Source organism: Rhodococcus sp. p52 (assembly GCF_000763325.2).
GTDB lineage: Bacteria > Actinomycetota > Actinomycetes > Mycobacteriales > Mycobacteriaceae > Rhodococcus > Rhodococcus pyridinivorans.
Genome location: NZ_CP016819.1, coordinates 136,938 through 158,115 on the forward strand (window position 1 = coordinate 136,938; position 21,178 = coordinate 158,115).

The window sequence follows — 21,178 nt, forward strand, 5'->3', positions numbered from 1 at the left end:
ACGCGACACCGCCCCCCGCTGCCACCCGGCACCGTACTGGCCGGGCAGTCGAACGACAGCCGATCTTCCATTATCCCGAAGTGACCGACACAGGACTAATCCGCGTCTCCCACCGCATCGGCATCGACGCCTTCCGCGACGGCGATCACATCGCGCACCAACTGTGCGAGACCGTCGGCGCCGAGTTGGGGCAGCATCCCCGGTACGAGGCCGTTCAAAACCACCGAGACGAGCGCTTCCGCGGTGAGCGCACCGCCGGTCGTGGTGGCCATGGTGTCCAGACGCTGGGCGAACTCGCCGAGTGTGACCTCGCGCTCACCGTGCCGGAAGGCGACGGTGTCCGGGGCCACCGCGGCCGCTGCCGCCACGAGTGCCGGAAGATCGGCGACGGTGCGTGCCTTCTTCGGCCGGGCCGCCCGCGCCCGCTCGGCATCCGTGCGGATGTCGATCGAACGGAGGACGACCTGCGGGTCGGCGCTGACGGCCTCGAGGATCCGGACGAAGCGATCGCCGAAGGCCTCGACCGTCGCGGCGTCGAACAGTGCCGTGGCGTAGGTGAAGGTCACATCGAGCGCGGTCAGCGCTCCCGACTCGGAGAACCGTTCGACCACCGTGCACTGCAGGTCGAACTTCGCCTGGTCGGCGCCCGTCTCGAGCGCGGCCACCTCGAGCCCCGGCAGGGCGAAGGTGCCCGTGTCGATGTTCTGGAAGGTGAGCATCGCCTGGAACAGCGGGGTGTACGCGCTGTTGCGTCGCACACCGAGACGTTCGACGACCCGCTCGAACGGCACGTCGGCGTTGCCGAACGCCGCGAGGTCCTTCTCCTTGGCCTGTGCGAGCAGCTCCGCAAAGGTCGCCGAACCGGCCACCCGGGTGCGGAGCACGAGGGTGTTGACGAACATGCCGACGAGGTCGTCGAGCGCTTCCTCACCACGACCGGCGGTCGGGGTCCCCACCGCGATGTCCTCGCTGCCCGACAGGCGGGCGAGCAGCACCGCGAAGGCGGCGTGCATCGTCATGAAGACCGTCGCGTTGTGCTCGCGGGCGGTCTTCTCGATGCGCTGCGCGAGTTCCTCACCGATCGTGAAGGTGAACGACTCACCGACGGTCGACTGGCGGGCGGGGCGCGGACGATCCGTGGGCAGGGCGAGAACCTCCGGGACACCGGAGAGTTCGTCGGCCCAGTAGTCGAGCTGACGCGACAGCTCGCTCTCGGGATCGTCTTCGGAGCCGAGAACTCTCTGCTGCCACAGCGTGTAGTCGGCGTACTGGACCTCGAGCGGTTCCCATCCCGGGGTCTCCCCCGCGGCGTGCGCGAGATAGGCGGTCATCACGTCGCGCACGAGCGGACGCATCGAGTACCCGTCGGCGCTGATGTGGTGCGCCACGACCGCGAGGACATGTTCGTCCGCCGCGAGACGCAGCAGCGCGACCCGCACCGGCGGGACCGATGCCGTCACGTCGAATCCGCTGCCGAGGATCTCGGTGAGGCGGTCGACGAGCTCGTCGGTGGTCACGCTCACCGGGGTGAGCTCGGGCACGGCCTGTGCGACCGGCAGCACGACCTGCACCGGACCGTCACCGCTGTCCGGGTAGACGGTGCGCAGCACCTCGTGCCGGGCGAACAGGTCGGCGATCGCTGCGCGCAGGGCGTCCACGTCGAGCGCACCGGTCAGGCGCACGGCGACGGGGATGTTGTAGACACCCGATTCGGGATCGACCCGGTTCAGGGTCCACATGCGCTGCTGGGCGAGCGACAGCGGCACCTGTTCGGGGCGCGGGACGGTCGTGAGTGCCGGGCGGGCGCCCTCGCCCACCGACGGCCGGATGCGGGCGGCGAGCGCGACTACCGTGGACGACTCGAAGACGGTCCGGACGGGCACGCGGGTGTCGAGTGCGGCACCGAGCCGGGCGGCGAGCTGCGTCGCGAGCAGCGAGTTGCCACCGAGTTCGAAGAAGTCGTCGTCGAGACCGGCCCGCTCGACACCGAGCAGTTCGGCGACGGTCGCGGCCACGATCTCCTCGACGGGATCGGTCGGGGCGCGGAACTGCCCCGCGTCGAGTTCGGGGTCGGGCAGGGCCCGCCGGTCGAGCTTGCCGTTGGTGTTCAGCGGCAGCGCGTCGAGTTCGACGAAGGCCGACGGCACCATGTACGACGGCAGTCGCTCCGCGAGCGCCGCCCGTGTCGCACCGGCGTCGAACGCCCGTGTCGCACCGGCGTCGAACGCCCGTGTCGCACCGGAGTCGAACGCGTCGGTGGCCGGAACGACGTACGCGACGAGACGGTCGCCGAGGTGGGCGGTATTGCGCACCAGGACGGCGACGTCCTTCACGTCCGGCAGCTCCCGCAGGACGGTCTCGACCTCGCCGAGTTCGATGCGGTAACCGCGTACCTTGACCTGGAAGTCGGCCCGGTCGAGGTATTCGAGGCGACCGGCACGGTTCCACCGGACGATGTCCCCCGTGCGGTACATGCGTCCGCGCCCGTACGGGTCGGCGACGAACCGGTCCGCGGTGAGGTCGGGACGGTCGTGGTAGCCCCGCGCGAGCTGGGCACCCGCGAGGTACAGCTCGCCGGCGACGCCCGGCGCCACCGGTCGCAACCGGTCGTCGAGGACGTAGACGGCCGTGTTCCACTCGGGCACACCGATCGGGACGACGGTGCGGTCGGCGTCGTCGACCTCGTGGACGGTCACCGAGACCGCAGCCTCGGTCGGCCCGTAGAGGTTGTACAGCGTCGCAGTGTTGTCCGCGCGGAACTGCTGGGCCACCGCCGCGGGCAGTGCCTCACCGATCGCGAGGATCCGCCGCAGCGACGGCGCCACCGGACCGGCCGCGACCGTCATCAGCATCGACAGCATGGACGGAACGGTGTGCAGCGTGGTCACCTGCTCGTCGCGCAGCAGCGCGAGCAGGTAGTCGGGATCGCGGTGTCCGTCGGCGGTGGCGATCACCAGGCGGGCACCGGAGGTGAGCGCCGACCAGAACTCCCACACCGACAGGTCGAACGTCGCGACGGTCTTGAGCAGCACCGCGTCGTCGGACCCGATGCCGAAATGCTCACGCTTCCACAGCAACTGGTTGACGACCGCGGCGTGGGAGACCGCGACGCCCTTGGGGCGTCCGGTCGAACCCGACGTGAAGATCACATACGCCGTGTTGCCCGGCCGCAGTGGAGCCGACCGGTCGTCGTCGGTGATCGGGCCGTCCGGGAGCCCGGTGAGGTCGAGACGGTCGAGTTCGACGACCGGCGCGGTGCCGTGCTCGACCCGGTCGCCGCTCGTCGTGACGATCGCGACGGGAGCGGCCGTGTCGAGGATGTAGGTGTTGCGCTCGGCGGGTTGCTCCGGGTCGACCGGCACGTAGGCCGCGCCGGTCTTCGCGATCGCGTACATGCCCACGAGCAACTCGGGCGAACGACGGATCGCCAGCGCGACCCGGTGCTCCGGTCCCACACCGAGACCCAGCAGGTGCCGGGCGAGACGGTTGACCGACGAGTCGAACTCGCCGTAGGTCCACTGCCGGCCCTCGTACACGAGCGCGACGTCGTCGCGGTGTGCGGCGACCTGCTCGTCGAACAGACCGACGAGGGTCGCTCCGGTGTCGGTTCCGTGGGCGGTGTCGTTCCACGCGCCGAGCACCGCGTCGCGCTCCTGCGGCAGGAGCAACGCGTGATCGCCGACGGGCAGTGCCGGCGACTCGACGAGCGCTTCGAGCAGCTGCTCGAAACGGGCCGCGACGGCTTCCGCGGTCTCGCGGTCGAACAGATCCGTCGCGTAGGTGAGGATTGCGTCGATGCCCTGCGGCGCGCCATCGTCGCCGTAGCTGTCGGCGACGATCAGGTGCATGTCGAACTGGGCGGTGCCGCCTTCGAGATCGACCGGTTCGATGTCGAGGCCGGGCAGGGCGAGTTCGGAGCGGCTCTGGTTCTGGAACGAGAAGCCGACCTGGAACAGCGGGTGCCGGGCGGTCGAGCGGGCCGGGTTCAGGACCTCGACGAGGCGCTCGAACGGCACGTCCGCGTGGGCGAACGCCTGCAGATCGGTTTCCCGTGCCGCGGAGAGCAGTTCGTCGAAGGACGCACCACCGTCCACCTCCAGCCGGAGCACCAGCGTGTTGACGAACATGCCGATGATGTCCTCGGTGGCCTGCTCGGTGCGACCCGCGATGGGGGTGCCCACCGCGATGTCCGTCGAGCCGGACAGGCGCGCGAGCAGCGCCGCGAAGGCCGCGTGCACGGCCATGAACACGGTCGCGTTCCGGTTGCGTGCCAGGTCGCGCAGCTCGCGGTGCAGATCGGCACCGATGGTGAACTCCACGCGGTCGCCGCGGAAGCTCTGCTGCGCAGGCCGCGGACGGTCGAGCGGCAGGTCGAGCTGGTCGGGCAGGTCGGCGAGCGCGATGCGCCAGTAGCCGAGCTGCTCGGCGGCGGTGGACTCCGGATCGTCCTCGGAGCCGAGGACCTCCCGCTGCCACAACGCGAAGTCGGCGTACTGCACCTCGAGCGGCGCCCACGCCGGATCGCTGTCCGCGGACCGGGCGGCGTAGGCCGTCATGACGTCGCGGACCAGCGGCACCATCGACGAGCCGTCGGCGCTGATGTGGTGGACCACGGTGACGAGGACGTGATCGTCGTCGGCGACGCGGAGCAGATGCATCCGCACCGGCACGTCGACCGTGACGTCGAAGCCGGCCGCGGCGATCTCCCGCATCCGCGGTTCGAGATCGGCGGCGGTGACGTCCACCGGTTCGAGCTCGGGCCGGACCTGCGAGGCGGGCAGGATGCGCTGCACCGGACCGGATTCGGTCTCGGGGTAGACGGTCCGCAGGGACTCGTGCCGTGCGACGAGGTCGGCGACCGCGGCACGCAAGGCGTCGACGTCCAGTGCGCCCGTCATCCGCAACGCGAACGGGATGTTGTAGGCCGTCGAGTCGGGATCGAAGCGGTTGAGGAACCACATCCGCTGCTGCGCCAGCGACAGCGGGATCGACTCCGGCCGGGTCCGGGCCGTGAGCGGCACCCGCGCACCGCGACCGGACTCCTGCTCGACCCGCGTCGCGAGTTCCGCGACGGTGGACGCCTCGAACAACGCCCGCACCGGCACCTGCGCATCGAGCGCGGCACCGAGCCGGGAAACCACCTGCGTCGCGATCAACGAGTTGCCACCGAGCGCGAAGAAATCGTCGTCAGCACCGATGCGGTCGACACCGAGCACATCGGCGAACACCCCCGCCACGATCTCCTCGATCGGGGTGCTCGGCGCGCGGAAACCACGCGTCTCGAACACCGGCTCGGGCAACGCCCGCCGGTCGAGCTTGCCGTTGACCGTCAGCGGGATCGCGTCGATCACCACGAACGCCGAGGGCACCATGTACTCCGGAAGAATCACGGCGACACTGCTGCGCAGCGCTTCGGTGTCGATCGACATGCCCTCGTGCGGAACCACATAGGCGACGATCCGGGCCGCTCCCGGGGTGTCCTCGCGCACGATGACCGCCGCGTGGGCGACCTCGTCCTGCGCGAGCACCGCAGCCTCGACCTCACCGAGTTCGATGCGGAAACCGCGGATCTTCACCTGGTCGTCGGCGCGTCCGAGATATTCGAGATCGCCCGAGACGACCCAGCGTGCGACGTCGCCCGTCCGGTACAGCAGCGCACCGTCGGACGAGAACGGATCGGCGACGAAACGTGCCGCCGACAGCTCCGGACGGCGCAGGTATCCACGCGCCAATTGGCCGCCGCCGACGTACATCTCGCCGGCCACACCCACCGGCACCGGCTTGAGCCGCCGGTCGAGCACGTACACCCGCAGACCCGCGATCGGCACACCGACCACGCTCGCGGACGCGCCCTGCGCCAGGTCGGCACCGATCTCCCGGTACGACACGTGCACGGTCGTCTCGGTGATGCCGTACATGTTCACCAACCGCGGTGAGGTGTCGCCGTGACGCTCGAACCACCCGGCCAGACGCCGTGGCTCGAGTGCCTCACCACCGAAGATCACGTACCGCAGCGACAGCTGTGCCTCGTCGGCCGCCACCCGGTCGGCCTCGACAAGCTGGTAGAACGCCGACGGGGTCTGGTTGAGCACGGTGACCCGCTCGCGGATCAGCAACTCGCGGAAGGCTTCCGGTGAACGCGACGTGAAGTAGTCGACGACCACGAGGGTTCCGCCGTAGAGCAGCGGTCCCCACAGCTCCCACACCGAGAAGTCGAAGGCGTAGCTGTGGAACATCGTCCACACGTCCGACGAGTCGAAGCCGTACACCGATTCGGTGTTGACCATCAGCCGCACCACATTGCGGTGCGGGATCAGCACACCCTTCGGGCGTCCCGTCGAGCCCGACGTGTAGATCACGTACGCCAGATTCGTCGACGTCAGCGGGGCACGACGCTCCGCGTCGAGGATCGGTGCGTCGTCGACCTCCGACAGATCGAGACGGTCGATCTCGACGACCGGCACCGAGGCCGGGAACGCGACCTCGACGTCCGAAGTGGTCACCACCGCCACCGGCGTCGCGTCCGAAACCAGGAACTCGATCCGGTCGGTCGGCGAGTTCGGGTCGATCGGCAGGTAACCGGCACCGGCCTCGAGCACCGCGAGCAGCGCCACGATCAGATCGAGCGAGCGCGGCATCGCGACCGCGACCAGATCCTCCGGACCCGCACCGACATCGATGAGATGACGTGCCAGGCGGTGCACCCGCGCACCGAGTTCGCGGTAGGACAACTGCTCGTCGCCGAACCGCACCGCGACCGCGTCGCCGCGTTCGGCGACGCGCGCCTCGAACATGTCGACGAGTGTCGTTCCGGCCGGTGCGACGTCGTCGCCCAGCGAATTCCAGCGCGAGACGACCAGTTCGCGTTCGAAGTCGTCGACGATCTCGATGTCGCCGACCACCGCCGCCGGATCCTCGGCCACCCCGCGCAGGATGCGCAGCAGCTGCTCCGCGAACGCCGCGACCCGCAGGTCGTCGAACAGATCGGTCGCGTAGGTGACGGCGAAGTCCATACCGGCCGCCGAACCGTCCTCGCCGACGCTCTCGGCGAAGGTGAACTGCAGGTCGAACTTGGCGGTGGGCGCCTCGTAGTCGACCGCCGCGGCGGTGACGCTGTCGAGGTCGAACTCGACCCGGCCGGTGTTCTGGAAGGTCAGAGCCACCTGGAACAGCGGGTGACGCGCCTGCGAACGCTGCGGGTCGAGGATCTCCAGGAGCCGCTCGAAGGGGACGTCGGCGTTCGCGAAGGCGTCGAGGTCGGTGTCGCGCACCTCGGCGAGGAGATCCTGGAACCGGATGTCGTTGCGCACACCGACACGCAGCACGAGCGTGTTGACGAACATGCCGACGAGGTCGTCGAGGGCGGCCGCGCCGCGACCCGCGATCGGGGTGCCGATCGCGATGTCCTCGCTGTCGGACAGTCGCGCCAGCAGCACCGTCAGGGCCGCGTGCACGACCATGAACAGGGACGTGTTCCGCTCCCGGGCAAGGCTTTCCAGCGCCGAGTGCAGCTCGGGTTCGATACGGAACCGGCTGGTGCGTCCGGTGTTCGACGCGACCTCGGGGCGAGCACGATCCGACGGCAGGTCGAGCTGGTCGGGAAGGTCCGCCAGCTGCGCGGTCCAGTACTCCACCTGGCGGGAGAGCACCGAACGCGGATCGTCCTCGGAGCCGAGCACGTCGCGCTGCCACAACGCGTAGTCGGCGTACTGCACCTCGAGCGGCGCCCAGTTCGGGGTCTCACCGCGCGAACGGCTCGCGTAGGCGACCATGATGTCGCGCGCGAGCGGCCGCAGCGAGAAGCCGTCGGACGCGATGTGGTGGACCACGAGGAACAGCACGTGCTCACGCGCGCCGAGCGAGAACAGCACGACCCGCAGCGGCACTTCGCTCGTGACGTCGAAGCCGGCCGAGGTGAGCTGCTCCGCCCGCTCGAGCAGGCTGCTCTCGGCGACCCGCTCGACGGGCAGTTCCACCTCGTAGGGCGGCTGCACCGACTGGTGGCCGACGCCGTCGATGTCCGGGTAGACCGTCCGCAGGGACTCGTGCCGCTCGATGACGTCGCCGAGCGCGGTGCGCAGCGCGTCGACGTCGAGGTTCCCGGTGAGGCGGACACCGACGGGGATGTTGTTCGCCGCGGAGGCCGGATCGAAGCGGTTGAGGAACCACATGCGCTGCTGCGCGGGCGACAGCGGGATCCGCTCCGGACGCTCGCGCCGTTCGAGGGCGGGCCGCGACCCGGCTCCCCCGAACTGTTCGACGCGGACCGCGAGAGCCTCGACGGTGGGGGCGTCGAACAGGGCACGGACGGGGACGGTCGTGTCGAGGGCGTCGCCGAGACGGGCGACCACCTGCGTCGCCACGAGCGAGTTCCCACCGAGCGCGAAGAAGTCGTCGGTGCGGCCGACGCGCGGGACACCGAGCACCTGCGCGTAGACACCCGCGACGATCTCCTCGACCGGCGTGCGCGGCGGCATGAACTCCTGTAACTCGATAACAGGATCTGGCAACGCCTTGCGGTCGAGTTTGCCGGACGCACCCAATGGCATGGCATCGAGCACGAGATAGGTCGCGGGCACCATGTAGGACGGCAGACGCGTCGACAGATACGTATCGACCACCTCGCGGTCGAGGGTCGCGCCGCTCTGCGGCACGATATATGCGACCAGTTGGTCCTGTCGCACGAGGACTGCGGCTTGGTCGACGTCGTCACATTCGAGAAGTGCGGCTTCGATTTCCCCTAATTCGATCCGCAGACCACGGAGCTTGACCTGGAAATCTGTTCGCCCAATGTAGTCGAGTTCACCCCGCTCACCATCACCAATCCATCGGACGAGATCGCCGGTGCGGTACAGACGCTCACCATCACCGAATGGAGAGGCAACGAAGCGGTCGGCCGTCAGATCCGGCCGATTTACGTAACCTCGGGCAAGCTGAACGCCCGCGAGATAAAGTTCCCCCGGGACACCAACAGGGACCGGAGCCAGGCGGTGATCGAGGACGTAGACCTTCGTGTTCCACACAGGCGCGCCGATCGGCACCGACAGCACGTCAGAATCGACGACCTCGTGGTACGTCACGTCCACCGCAGCCTCCGTCGGTCCGTACAGATTGTGCAGCCCGACACGGGGCAAGACGGCAATGGTGCGGGCCGCCAACGCTGGCGGGAGCGCCTCACCCGACGCGAATAAGTAACGCAGCGACGAGCAATTGGCGACGGAAGACTCTGCAACGAAGACCGCGAGCATCGACGGGACAAAGTGAACGACCGAGACGGAACTGCGCGCTATCACGGAGACCAGGTAGCGCGGATCGCGGTGACCGTCGGGCCGCGCCACCACGAGGCGAGCGCCGACCTGCAATGGCCAGAAGAACTCCCAGACCGAGACGTCGAAGGTGAACGGAGTCTTTTGCAGTACTACATCGGTGGCGTCAAGCGGGTATTCGTGCTGCATCCAGCGCAGACGATTGACTATCGCGCGGTGCGGTACCGCAACACCCTTCGGTCGTCCCGTCGATCCCGACGTGAAGATGACGTAGGCGGTGTTCGTCCGCCGCAACGGCGATACCCGATCTACATCCGACACAGGCGCATCCGAAACATCGCACAGATCCAAGGTGTCGATAGTCAGGTTCGGCACCACTTTTGCTCCGGAGACCGCAAACTTGTCGCTTTCAGTCGTCAACACCACCACGGGAGCCGCCGTGTCGAGGATATATGCGTTGCGCTCGTCCGGTTGATCCGGATCCACCGGGACGTAGGCGCCTCCCGCCACCACAACGGCGTACATACCCACCAACAAGCTTGTCGACCGACGCATAGCCAACGCGACCGTCGAGTCCGGCCCCACTCCCACCGAGACCAGATGCCGTGCAAGACGATTGACACGGGAGGAGAATTCGGAGTAGGTCAGTGCCTCACCCTCGAATTCCACCGCGATCGCATCCGGCGTGCGCTCGACCTGTTCGAAGAACAGATTCACGAGGGTAGACGACTCATCCACCTCATGATGAGTGTCATTCCAATGCTGGAGCAGACGCGACCGCTCGTCGGCATCCAGTAGATCGATATCTCCCACCGTCACGGACCAGTCTGCGGTGACGACATGGAGGAGACGGACAAATCGCTTACTCAATTCGTCGATTGTGGAGGCGTCGAACAAATCAGTCGCATATTGAATTTCAAGTTCATAACCGCGATCGACCTCTTCTTCGCCAACGTCGAGAACGGTAAATGCGAGGTCGAACTTCGACATGCCGTGGTCGAACGGCAGGTTCGAGACCGATAGGTTCGACAACTCAAGAGCGACCTGCCCAAGGTTCTGGAATGCGAGCATCACCTGGAACAACGGATTGTGAGCCTGAGTGCGAACGGGAGCAAGTACGTCGACGAGACGTTCGAACGGAAGCTCTGCGTGCCCGAAGGCCCCGAGGTCCACTTCGCGGACATGGGCAAGCAGATCTTCGAATCCCGCTGAGGGATCCACTCGGGTCCGCAGAACGAGCGTATTGACAAACATACCGATGAGGTCGTCGAGGGAACGTTCACCGCGGCCCGCGACCGGAGTACCGATAGTGATGTCACCGGAGCCGCTCAGCCGCGCAAGCAGTAAGGCCAACACCGCGTGCACCACCATGAACTCGGTGGAGCGGTGTTGCTGGGCGACGCGTTCGATAGCGATACGGAGCTCAGCGTCGATCCGCAATCGGGTGACGGCACCCGCGTAGGACGCCACCGCCGGGCGAGGCCGATCCGCCGGCAGGTCGAGACTGTCAGGTAGACCAGCAAGCACCTTCGTCCAGTAACGAATTTGCTTTGATAACAGCGATTCCGGGTCGTTCTCCGCACCGAGCACCTCGTGTTGCCAGAGAGTAAAGTCGGCATACTGGACTTCGAGCGGAGCCCAGGCCGGATCCCCGCCCTGCGACCGAGCCGCGTACGCGATCATGATGTCGCGGGTCAACGGCACCATCGAGAATCCGTCGGCGGCGATGTGGTGCAGGATCGCGACGAGCACGTGCGAATCAGGGCCGGTTTCGAATAGCCGCACCACCATCGGTACGTCGACAGCGACGTCGAAGGACGTCGCCGCGAGTGCACGCAGTTCGGCGGGCAGACGGTCGGCGTCGATACGGGTGACGGTCAGCTCGACCGGCACCTCCGAGACCGGGAGCACCTTCTGGTAGCCGTAGCCGTCGACGTCGGGGTAGACGGTGCGGAGCGATTCGTGCCGTGCGACGACGTCGCGCAGCGCGGTCCCGAGCGCGGCGACGTCGAGCGCACCGGACAGGTGCACGGCCACCGGGATGTTGTTGACCGCGGACTCCGGGTCGAAGCGGTTGAGGAACCACATGCGTTGCTGCGCGAGCGACAGCGGAACCCGTTCGGGGCGGCGCCCGGCGACGAGCGGTGTGCGGGCCGCACCCGACGAGTCGGCCTCGACGGCGGCGGCGAGGGCCTCGACGGTGGATGCCTCGAAGATCACGCGCAATGCCACTCGGCCACCGAGGGATTCGCCGATGCGGGAGACGGCCTGTGTTGCGATCAGCGAGTTGCCGCCGAGCGCGAAGAAGTCGTCGTCGAGACCGACGCGGTCGAGTCCGAGGACGTCGGCGAAGACCGACGCGACGATCTGTTCGACCGGGGTCGTCGGGGCGCGGAACTCCTTGACCTCGAAGACCGGGGCCGGCAGGGCCTTGCGGTCGAGCTTGCCCGACGATCCGAGCGGGAACTCGTCGAGCACGACGTAGACCGACGGCACCATGTAGGCCGGCAGCGAGCCGGCGAGACGACGCGAGACGGAGGTGGTGTCGAGCGACCGGCCGTCGGCGGCGACGAGATAGGCGACGAGGTGCTCACCGGAGTGGGCGTCCGAGCGCACGAGCACGACGGCCTGGTCGACGTCGTCGAGCGCGAGCAGGGCCGTCTCGATCTCGCCGAGTTCGATGCGCAGACCGCGCAGCTTGACCTGGAAGTCGGTGCGGCCGATGTATTCGAGTTCGGCACGCGCCGTGCGTGCGTCGGAGGTCTCCCGGGCGACCCACCGCACGAGATCGCCCGTGCGGTAGAGCCTCTCCCCCGCCCCGTACGGCGAGGCGACGAAGCGTTCCGCCGTCAGGTCCGGCCGCGCCACGTAACCGCGCGCCAGCTGGACGCCCGACAGGTAGAGCTCACCCGCGACACCGACCGGCACCGGATGCAGTCGGCCGTCGAGGACGTGGACGCCGGTGTTCCAGACCGGGACGCCGATCGGCACCGACACCGCGTCGGCCGCGGTGACCTCGTGGTAGGTCACGTCGACGGCCGCCTCGGTGGGGCCGTACAGATTGTGCAGGCGAGCGCCCGGCAGGATCGACCGCAGGCGTGCAGCGACCGAGGCAGGCAGTGCCTCGCCCGAGGCGAAGACCATCCGCAACGATGAGGCCGAGGCCGCGGCGTTCTCGGCGACGAAGACCGCGAGCATGGACGGCACGAAGTGCGCGACCGTGACGCCGCGGTCGGCCATGACCCGGGCGAGATAGGCCGGGTCCCGATGACCGTCGGGAAGTGCGATCTCGAGTCGCGCACCGATCTGCAGGGGCCAGAAGAACTCCCACACCGACACGTCGAAGGTGAACGGCGTCTTCTGCAGGACCACGTCGTCGCGACCGAGGCCGTACTCGTCCTGCATCCACAGCAGGCGGTTGACGATTGCGCCGTGCGGCACCGCGACACCCTTGGGCCGTCCCGTCGAACCGGACGTGAAGATGACGTAGGCGGTGTTCGCCGGCGTGAGCGTGGCGATGCGATCGGCATCGGTGATCGGGCCGGACGGCAGGTCGGACACATCGAGCGTGTCGATCTCGATCGTGTGCGCGGCCGCGGTCGACCCGAAGGCGTCGCGGGTGGTGGTCAGCACCGCGACCGGCGCCGCCGTGTCGAGGATGTACGCGTTGCGGTCGGCGGGCTGATCGGGGTCGAGCGGCAGGGAGGCGCCGCCGGCCTTGACGATCGCGTACATGCCGACGAGGAGGTCGAGGGATCGCCGCACCGCGAGTCCGACGGTCGACTCCGGTCCGACACCCTGCGAGATCAGATGGCGGGCAAGGCGGTTCACTCGCGCGTCGAAGTCCGCGTAGGTCAGCTGCTCGCCCTCGAAGGCCACGGCCGCGGCGTCGGGATCCGTCGCCACCCGGGCGTCGAACAGGTCGACGAGAGTGGCCGGTTCCAGCTCGTGCGCGGTGTCGTTCCACGATTCGAGGACCGCGAGTCGCTCGTCGGCGTCGAGCAGGTCGATGTCGCCGACGACGACCTCGGGTTCGCGCACCACGGCCTCGAGGATGCGGACGAAGCGATCGGCGAATCCGCGCACCGTCGCGTGATCGAACAGGTCGGTCGCATAGGTGAACGCCGCTCCGAGACCGTTCGGCGTGCCGTCCTCCGCGAAGTCCTCGGTGAGGGTGAGCTGCAGGTCGAACCTGGCGACCGCCGTGTCGATGTCGAGCACGTCGAGGGTCAGGCCACGCAGTTCGACGTGCGCGGCGCGCAGGTTCTCGAACGAGAGCATCACCTGGAACAGCGGGTGCCGGGCGGTGGAGCGGGTCGGGTTGAGCACCTCGACGAGCCGCTCGAACGGCACGTCGGCGTGGCCGAAGGCGCCGAGCGCCGCATCGCGTGCCCGTGCGAGATGCGCGGTGAACGGCCTGCCCGAATCGACATCCGTGCGCAGCACGAGGGTGTTGACGAACATGCCGATCAGGTCGTCGAGCGCCTGCTCGCCGCGACCCGCGACCGGGGTGCCGATCGCGATGTCGTCCTGACCGGACATCCGCGCGAGCAGCACGCTCAGGGCCGCGTGCACCACCATGAACAGCGATGCGTTGCGGGTACGTGCCAGCGCCACGAGCTCGCGGTGCAGTTCCGGATCGATCGGGAAGTCCACGGTCGCACCGGAGTACGACTGCACGGCCGGCCGCGGACGGTCGGCGGGCAGATCGAGCTGGTCGGGCGCACCGGCGAGGGTGCGACGCCAGTAGTCGAGCTGCCGGGAGATCAGCGACTGCGGATCGTCCTCGGATCCGAGTACCTGCCGCTGCCACAGCGTGTAGTCGGCGTACTGCACCGGCAGGGGTGCCCACGAGGGCTCCTCCCATTCGGTGCGGGCAGTGTAGGCGACCATGATGTCGCGCGCCATCGGGCCGGTGGACCAGCCGTCGGCCGAGATGTGGTGCACGACGAGCGCGAGCACGTGGTCCTGGTCGCCGAGTTCGAACAGTTCGGCGCGGATCGGCACGTCCGACGTCACGTCCAGTCCGGTGAAGACCAGGCGGCGCACGGAGGCCGGCAGCTCGTCGGGGGTGATCCGGGTCGGGGTCAGATCCGGCACGACCTCCGCCGCGGCACGGACGACCTGGTGCGGTCCGTTCGGCGAGTCGGGGAAGACGGTGCGCAACGACTCGTGCCGATCGATGACGTCCATGATCGACACCTGCAGTGCGGCGACGTCCAGTTCGCCGGTCAGGCGCAGCGCCATCGGGAGGTTGTAGGTGGACGACCGCGGATCGAAGCGGTTGAGGAACCACATGCGCTGCTGCGCGAGCGACAGCGGAACACGTTCGGGCCGCGGCATCTTCGTCAGAGCGATACGCGCTCCGCGACCTGCCTCCTGCTCGACGCGCACCGCCAGGGCCGCCACCGAACTGGATTCGAACAACGCCCGCACCGGCACCTGCGCGTCGAGGGCGACACCGAGCCGGGAGACGACCTGCGTGGCGAGCAGCGAGTTGCCGCCGAGCTCGAAGAAGTCGTCGTCGAGACCCACGCCCTGGACGCCGAGTACCTCGGCGAAGACGTTCGCGACCGTCTCCTCGATGGGAGTGGTCGGGGCACGGAACTCGCGGTAGCTGATGCCGAGATCGGGCTCGGGCAGGGCACGGCGGTCGAGTTTGCCGACCGGGTTGAGCGGCACCTCGTCGAGCACGACGATCTGCGACGGCACCATGTACGACGGCAGCGAGCGGCCGACGTGATCGGCGAGTTCGGCAGGATCGATCTGCTCGTCCCCGTGCACGTACGCGACGAGCGCGGTCTGGCCCGACGGCATCTCGTGTCCGACGGTGGTCGCGAAGGCGACCGAGGGGTGGGTCAGCAGCGCGGCGTCGATCTCCCCGAGTTCGATGCGGTAGCCGCGGACCTTGACCTGGAAGTCGGCGCGTCCGGCGAACTCGATGCGGCCCTGCTCGTCCCAGCGCACGATGTCGCCGGTGCGGTACATCCGGGTTCCGTTCGCGCCGAACGGGTTCGCCACGAACCGGTCGGCGGTGAGCGCCGGACGCCGATGGTAACCGCGGGCGAGCACGTCGCCCGCGAGATAGAGCTCACCCGCGACACCGGCGGGGACCGGGCGGAGCCGGCTGTCGAGGACCAGGGCGTGCACGCCCGCCACGGGCCGTCCGATGGTGATCGGCCCGGACGGTTCGAGCAGAGCGCGCGTCGAGACGATCGTGGTCTCGGTCGGCCCGTAGGCGTTGTAGAAGTTGCGGCCGGGCGCCCAGCGGGAGACGAGGTCGGCCGTGGACACGTCGCCACCGACGTTCACGACGCGCAGGGCGTCGAGTCCGCTCGGGTCGACGGAACCGAGCACCGCCGGGGTGATGACGGTGTGGGTGACGCCGGTGCGTTCGATGAGCGCGCGCAGTTCGGCGCCGCCGTAGACGGACGGCGGTGTCACGACGAGTTCGGCGCCGGTGGACCCGGCCAGCGTCCAGTCGAGGACCGTCGGGTCGAAGCTCGGCGAGCAGATGTGCAGGAGCTTCGATTCCTCTGTCACGCCGTACAGTTCGACGGTCTCGCGGACGAGACCGGCGAGGCCGCGGTGGGTGACGGCGACGCCCTTGGGCTTGCCCGTCGAACCGGAGGTGTAGATGACGTAAGCGGTGTGGTCGAGGCGCAGCGGCGCAGCGCGGTCGGCGTCGGTGAGCGGGCCGTCCGGGTAGGACGCGCACGCGTCGACGAACTCGGGGTCGTCGAGTCGGATCCACTCGGTGGCCGAGGACAGACCGGTGGCGTACTCCCCCGTCGTCAGACCGAAGACGGCCGACGAGTCGTCGAGCATGTGGGTGACGCGTTCGGCCGGGTACTCCGGGTCGACGGGCGTGTAGGCGGCGCCGGTCTTGGCGACCGACCACACGGCGAGCACCATCTCCCACGACCGTGGGAAGGCCAGCGCGACGATGCCGTCGGGCCGGGCACCGCGCTCGACGAGCCGCCGGGCGATGCGGTTCGACCACGTGTCGAGTTCGCGGTAGGTCAGGACGGTGTCGCGGTCGCGGAGGGCGACGCGGTCGGGATGGTCGACGGCGCCGGTGGTCAGCAGTTCCACCAGGGTGCGGGCCTCGGCAGGCTCGGGCCCCGTCGCCGTGAGCAGGCGTTCGGCCTCCCCGGGCGAGAGGATCGCCAGGTCGCCCACGCAGGTCGACGCATCGGCGACGATCCCGGCGAGAATCCGCGCGAAGCGTTCGGCGAAGACGGCGACCGTCGCGGCGTCGAACAGGTCGGTGGCGTACTCGAACAGGGCGTCGAGGCCGGCGGGTTCGCCGTCGTCACCGGTCTTCTCGGTCACCCACAGCTGGATGTCGAACTTCGAGATCGGCACGTCCAGTTCGGCGCCGACGGCGTGGACTCCCGCGAACGAGACGTCGCGCGCGGTGCCCGGTTCGAGGGACAGCGCGGCCTGGAACAGCGGGTGCCGCGCGGTCGAGCGCGGCGGGGTGAGCACCTCGACGAGACGCTCGAAGGGGACGTCTGCGTTCGAGAACGCCGTCAGGTCGGTCTCCCGGACGCCGGCGAGGTAGTCCTCGAACGAAACGCCGGGATCGACCCTGGTGCGCAGGACGAGGGTGTTGACGAACATGCCGATCAGGTCGTCGAGATCCTTCTCCCCACGACCTGCCACGGCGGTACCGATGGCGATGTCGTCGGAACCGCTGAGGCGGGACAGCAGCGCCGCGTAGGCAGCGTGGACGATCATGAACAGCGACGCGTGCTGCCTGCGGGCGAGGTCGACGAGACCGCGGTGGGTCTCGGCGTCGATCGCGAAGCGGTGCTTGTCGCCGTTGTAGGAGGAGACGGCGGGCCGGGTCCGGTCGGTGGGCAGGTCGAGCTGGTCGGGCAGACCGTCGAGCTCGTTCACCCAGTAGTCGAGCTGCTGCGCCGCAACGGAATTCGGGTCGGCCTCGTCGCCGAGGGCCTCTCGCTGCCAAACGGCGTAGTCGGCGTACTGGACGGGAAGCGGCGTCCAGCTCGGCTTGTTCCCCTCGGCGCGGGCGCTGTAGGCCGTGACCACGTCGCGGGCGAAGGGGCCGAACGAGGAGCCGTCGGCGGCGATGTGGTGCAGCACCATGGCCAGGACGTAGTCGTCGGGGGCGAGCCGGTACAGCGCGACCCGGAAGGGGACGTCGCGGACGACGTCGAAACCGCGGCTCGCGAGGTCGACGACGGCCGCGTGCAGGTCCTGCTCGTCGACGTCGATCGGCTCGAGCGGGACGACGACCTGCTCGACCGGAAGGATCGTCTGCTGCGGCTCGCCGTCCACCTCGGGGTAGACGGTCCGCAGGCTCTCGTGCCGCGCCACCACGTCGGCGAAGGCGTCGGACACCGCTGCGGGATCGACGGCGCCGGTGAGCCGCACCGTGAACGGAAGGTTGTAGGCGGCGGTGCTGACGTCGAAGCGGTTGAGGAACCAGATCCGTTGCTGCGCAGTCGACAACGGCAGCACGTCGGGTCGCGGTCGGGCGACGAGCGGGGACCGCGCGCCGGTACCGATCTGCTTGGCGAGCCGGGTCGCGAGACCCACGACCGTGGACGCCTCGAACAGCACACGCACGGGCACCTGGGTGTCGAGCGCGGCTCCGATGCGGGAGACCACCTGGGTGGCGACGAGGGAGTTGCCGCCGAGTTCGAAGAAGTCGTCGTCGAGACCGACACGTTCGACACCGAGGACCTCGCCGAACGCTTCGGCGACGGCACGCTCGGCGGGGGTGCGCGGCTCACGGAAGACGCGGGTGCTGCTGAAGACCGGCTCCGGCAGCGCCTTCCGGTCGAGCTTGCCGCTCGTGTTGAGCGGCAGCGCGTCGAGCACCATGAGCGACGCCGGAACCATGTACGACGGCAGCGACCGGCCGGCATGATCGGCGAGATCGGAAGGGTCGATGGTGCGGCCGGGAGCCGCGACGACGTACCCCACGAGCTGGTCCCCGGTGGGGGTCTCCACCACGAGCACGACGGCCTGCGAGACGGCGGAGTGCGCGAGGAGCACCGCTTCGATCTCGCCGAGTTCGATGCGCTGGCCGCGGAACTTGACCTGGAAGTCGGTGCGGCCGATGTATTCGAGCAGACCCGTGCCGTCGGCGGCGGTCTCCCACCGCACCAGGTCGCCGGTGCGGTACATCCGCTCGCCGGGCGCCCCGAAGGGGTCGGCGAGGAAACGGTCGGAGGTCAGGTCGGGACGGTCGAGATATCCGCGCGCGAGCTGGACGCCGGCGAGGTAGAGCTCGCCGGGTCGGCCCACCGGCACCGGCCGCAGCCGCCGGTCGAGGACGTATGCGCGGCTGTTCCACTGCGGGACGCCGATCGGGACGCTGTGCACGTCGCCGGGAGCGGCCCGGTGGTAGGTGATGGAGACCGCGGCTTCGGTGGGTCCGTACAGGTTGTGGAGCCCGGCCGGGCACATGCGCGCGAAGTCCGCGGCGGTCTCGGACGGCAGGGCCTCACCGATGACGAAGACGTGCCGCAGCGAATCACACGTCCCGGCAGGCGCATTCGCGACGAAGACGGTGAGCATCGACGGCACGAAGTCGGTGATCGTGATGCCGTGCTCGGCGATCTTGTTCGCGACGTAGACCGGGTCGCGGTGCCCGTCGGGCGTCGCGATCACGAGGGTCGCGCCGACGCGCAGGGGCATGAAGAAGCCCCACAGCGACACATCGAAGGTCGTCGCGGTCTTCTGCAGGTACACGTCGGTGGAGGTCAGACCGTACTGGTCGTTCATCCACTGGATCTGGTTGTCGATCGCCACGTGGCTCACGGCCACGCCCTTCGGCCGGCCCGTCGAACCGGAGGTGAAGATGACGTAGGCGGTCGTGTCCGGCAGGATCGGTCCGCGTCGTTCGGCGTCGGTGAGCGGTGTCGTGCCGAACCGCGCGTGGTCGAAGGTGTCGACGTCTATCGTGGGGATGCCCTCGGGCAGCGTCACGTCGTCGCGTGCCGTGGTGAGCACCGCCGCGGGGTGGGCGGTCTCGAGGATGTAGGCGGTGCGATCGGCGGGGTGGTCGGGGTCGATCGGCACCCAGGCACCACCCGCCTCGACGATCGCGTACATGCCGACGACGAGCTCGAGCGAGCGTCGGATGGCCAGTCCGACGAGGGACTCGGGGCCGACACCGAGATCGACCAGTGCCCGGGCAAGGCTGTTCACCCGCGCGGCGAATTCGGCGTAGGTCAGCGATTCGCCTTCGAAGACCAGCGCGGTCGCCTCGGGAGAGGTCGCGACCCGGTCGTGGAACTCCGCGAGCAGGTCGCGGCGCTGCACGGGATGGTCGGTGCGGTTCCAGTCGCGGACGACCCGGTCGAGTTCGGTGCCGCCGGCGAGCGGGATGTCCCAGACGGGCCGGTCGGAGGCCGAACCGACGAAGCGGTCGAAGAACTCGACGAACCGCGCGTGGTCGGAGGCGGCCCGGTCGGGTCCGTAGAGATTCGGGTTCGACTCGAAGTCGATGTGGGTGTTGTCGCCGCTGGTGTAGACGTTGACGCCGAGATCCTCGATCAGACCGGTGGACAGGATGTTGATCCGTCCCACCATGTCGCCGAGTCGGACCTCGTTGTCGAACAGCATGATGTTGACCCACGGTCCGAAGAAGGTGGACTGCGCTCCCCCCGCCGAGGTCGCGGCGCGGTCGCGGACGATGTCCTCGTGCCGGTAGCGCTGGTGACGCAGCGCGCCCGAGACGGCAGCACCGGACGCCGCGATCAGGTCGTGCACAGTGGTCTCGTCGGTCACGCTCAGCCGGAGCGGGACGACGTTCGAGACCATGCTGCCGGAGCGGCGCAACAGGGCGGTCGTGCGAGCCGCGACGGGCAGGCTCAGGACGACGTCGGTCTGCCCGGTCATCTGGGCGACGTAGGCCGCGAACGCCGCGATGACGGCGGTCGCCAGACTCGTGTTCTCCCGCTCTGACAGCTGCTCGACGCGACGTTCGGTCTCATCCGACAACGCCGCGCTGTCGATGCGGCTGACCGGCGCGGGCGCCGCGGTGCGGCCGGCGAGGCTCGTGGGGTCCTCGATGCCCTCGATCTGCTGCACCCAGTACTCGCGGTCGTCGGCGAACCGCTTCGATCCGCGGTACTCCATCTCGACGTCGTGGACCTTTCGCAGATCGGACGCGAGGCTCGGGGACGGTTCGACGCCGTCGACCGACGCCGTGTAGAGCTCGGCGATGCGGGTCATGAAGGTCGCGGCGGCGAAACCGTCGAGCGCGAGATGGTGGACGCGGTTGTACCAGAAGTAACGACGGTCACCGATGCGCAGGACCGTCGCGGAGATCAGCCGGTCGCGGAGGACGTCGACGGGACGGCTGCGGTCGTCGCGCATCCAATCGAGCGCGGCCTGGCGAGGATCGGGCTCGCCCCGAAGATCCTCGTACCCGACGGACTCTTCGAGAGTGGGGTCGACGAGCTGGTAGGGCTGGGCGTCGACCTCGATGAACCGGAGGAAACCCGATCCCATCTCGTGGGCGGCGCGGACACTCGCGGCACGCAGCAGGTCGCGGTCGAGGTCGCCCTCGAGTTCGACGTACTGAGCGATGTTGGCGGGCACCGTCGGATCGACGTGCTGAGCGAACCACATGCCCAGCTGTGCCGGCGAGAGCGGAAAGGCCCCGGGCGGCACGATGCCCTGCGCGTTCGCCGCTTCCGATCCGCCGCTACCCAGCGAGTCCAATCCCCAACCTCTCTCTCACCGTCGCGCAACCCCCATCGGCGGCAGCTTGCGCAGCGCACAACCTTCTCGGTTTATCTGCTGACCAGGTGGGAATCGTTACGGCGCGGCCGGGCGGTAGGACTCTCCGCAGGACCGGACGCAGCAACGAATCCCCGGCCTTTCGGCCGAGGCGCCCGAAGCAGGTTACCCGCCGGTCATCACCG

At 68.8% G+C, this 21,178-nt stretch carries 1 protein-coding gene; it reads right to left on the minus strand.

Annotated features, from left to right (window positions below; translation table 11 throughout):
• Positions 1-95: 95 nt before the first annotated feature.
• Positions 96-20,975 (minus strand): non-ribosomal peptide synthetase, encoded by a 20,880-nt coding sequence (locus IM25_RS00515; protein WP_065995640.1) that lies wholly within the window; start codon positions 20,973-20,975, stop codon positions 96-98.
• Between the last annotated feature and the right edge of the window lie 203 nt (positions 20,976-21,178).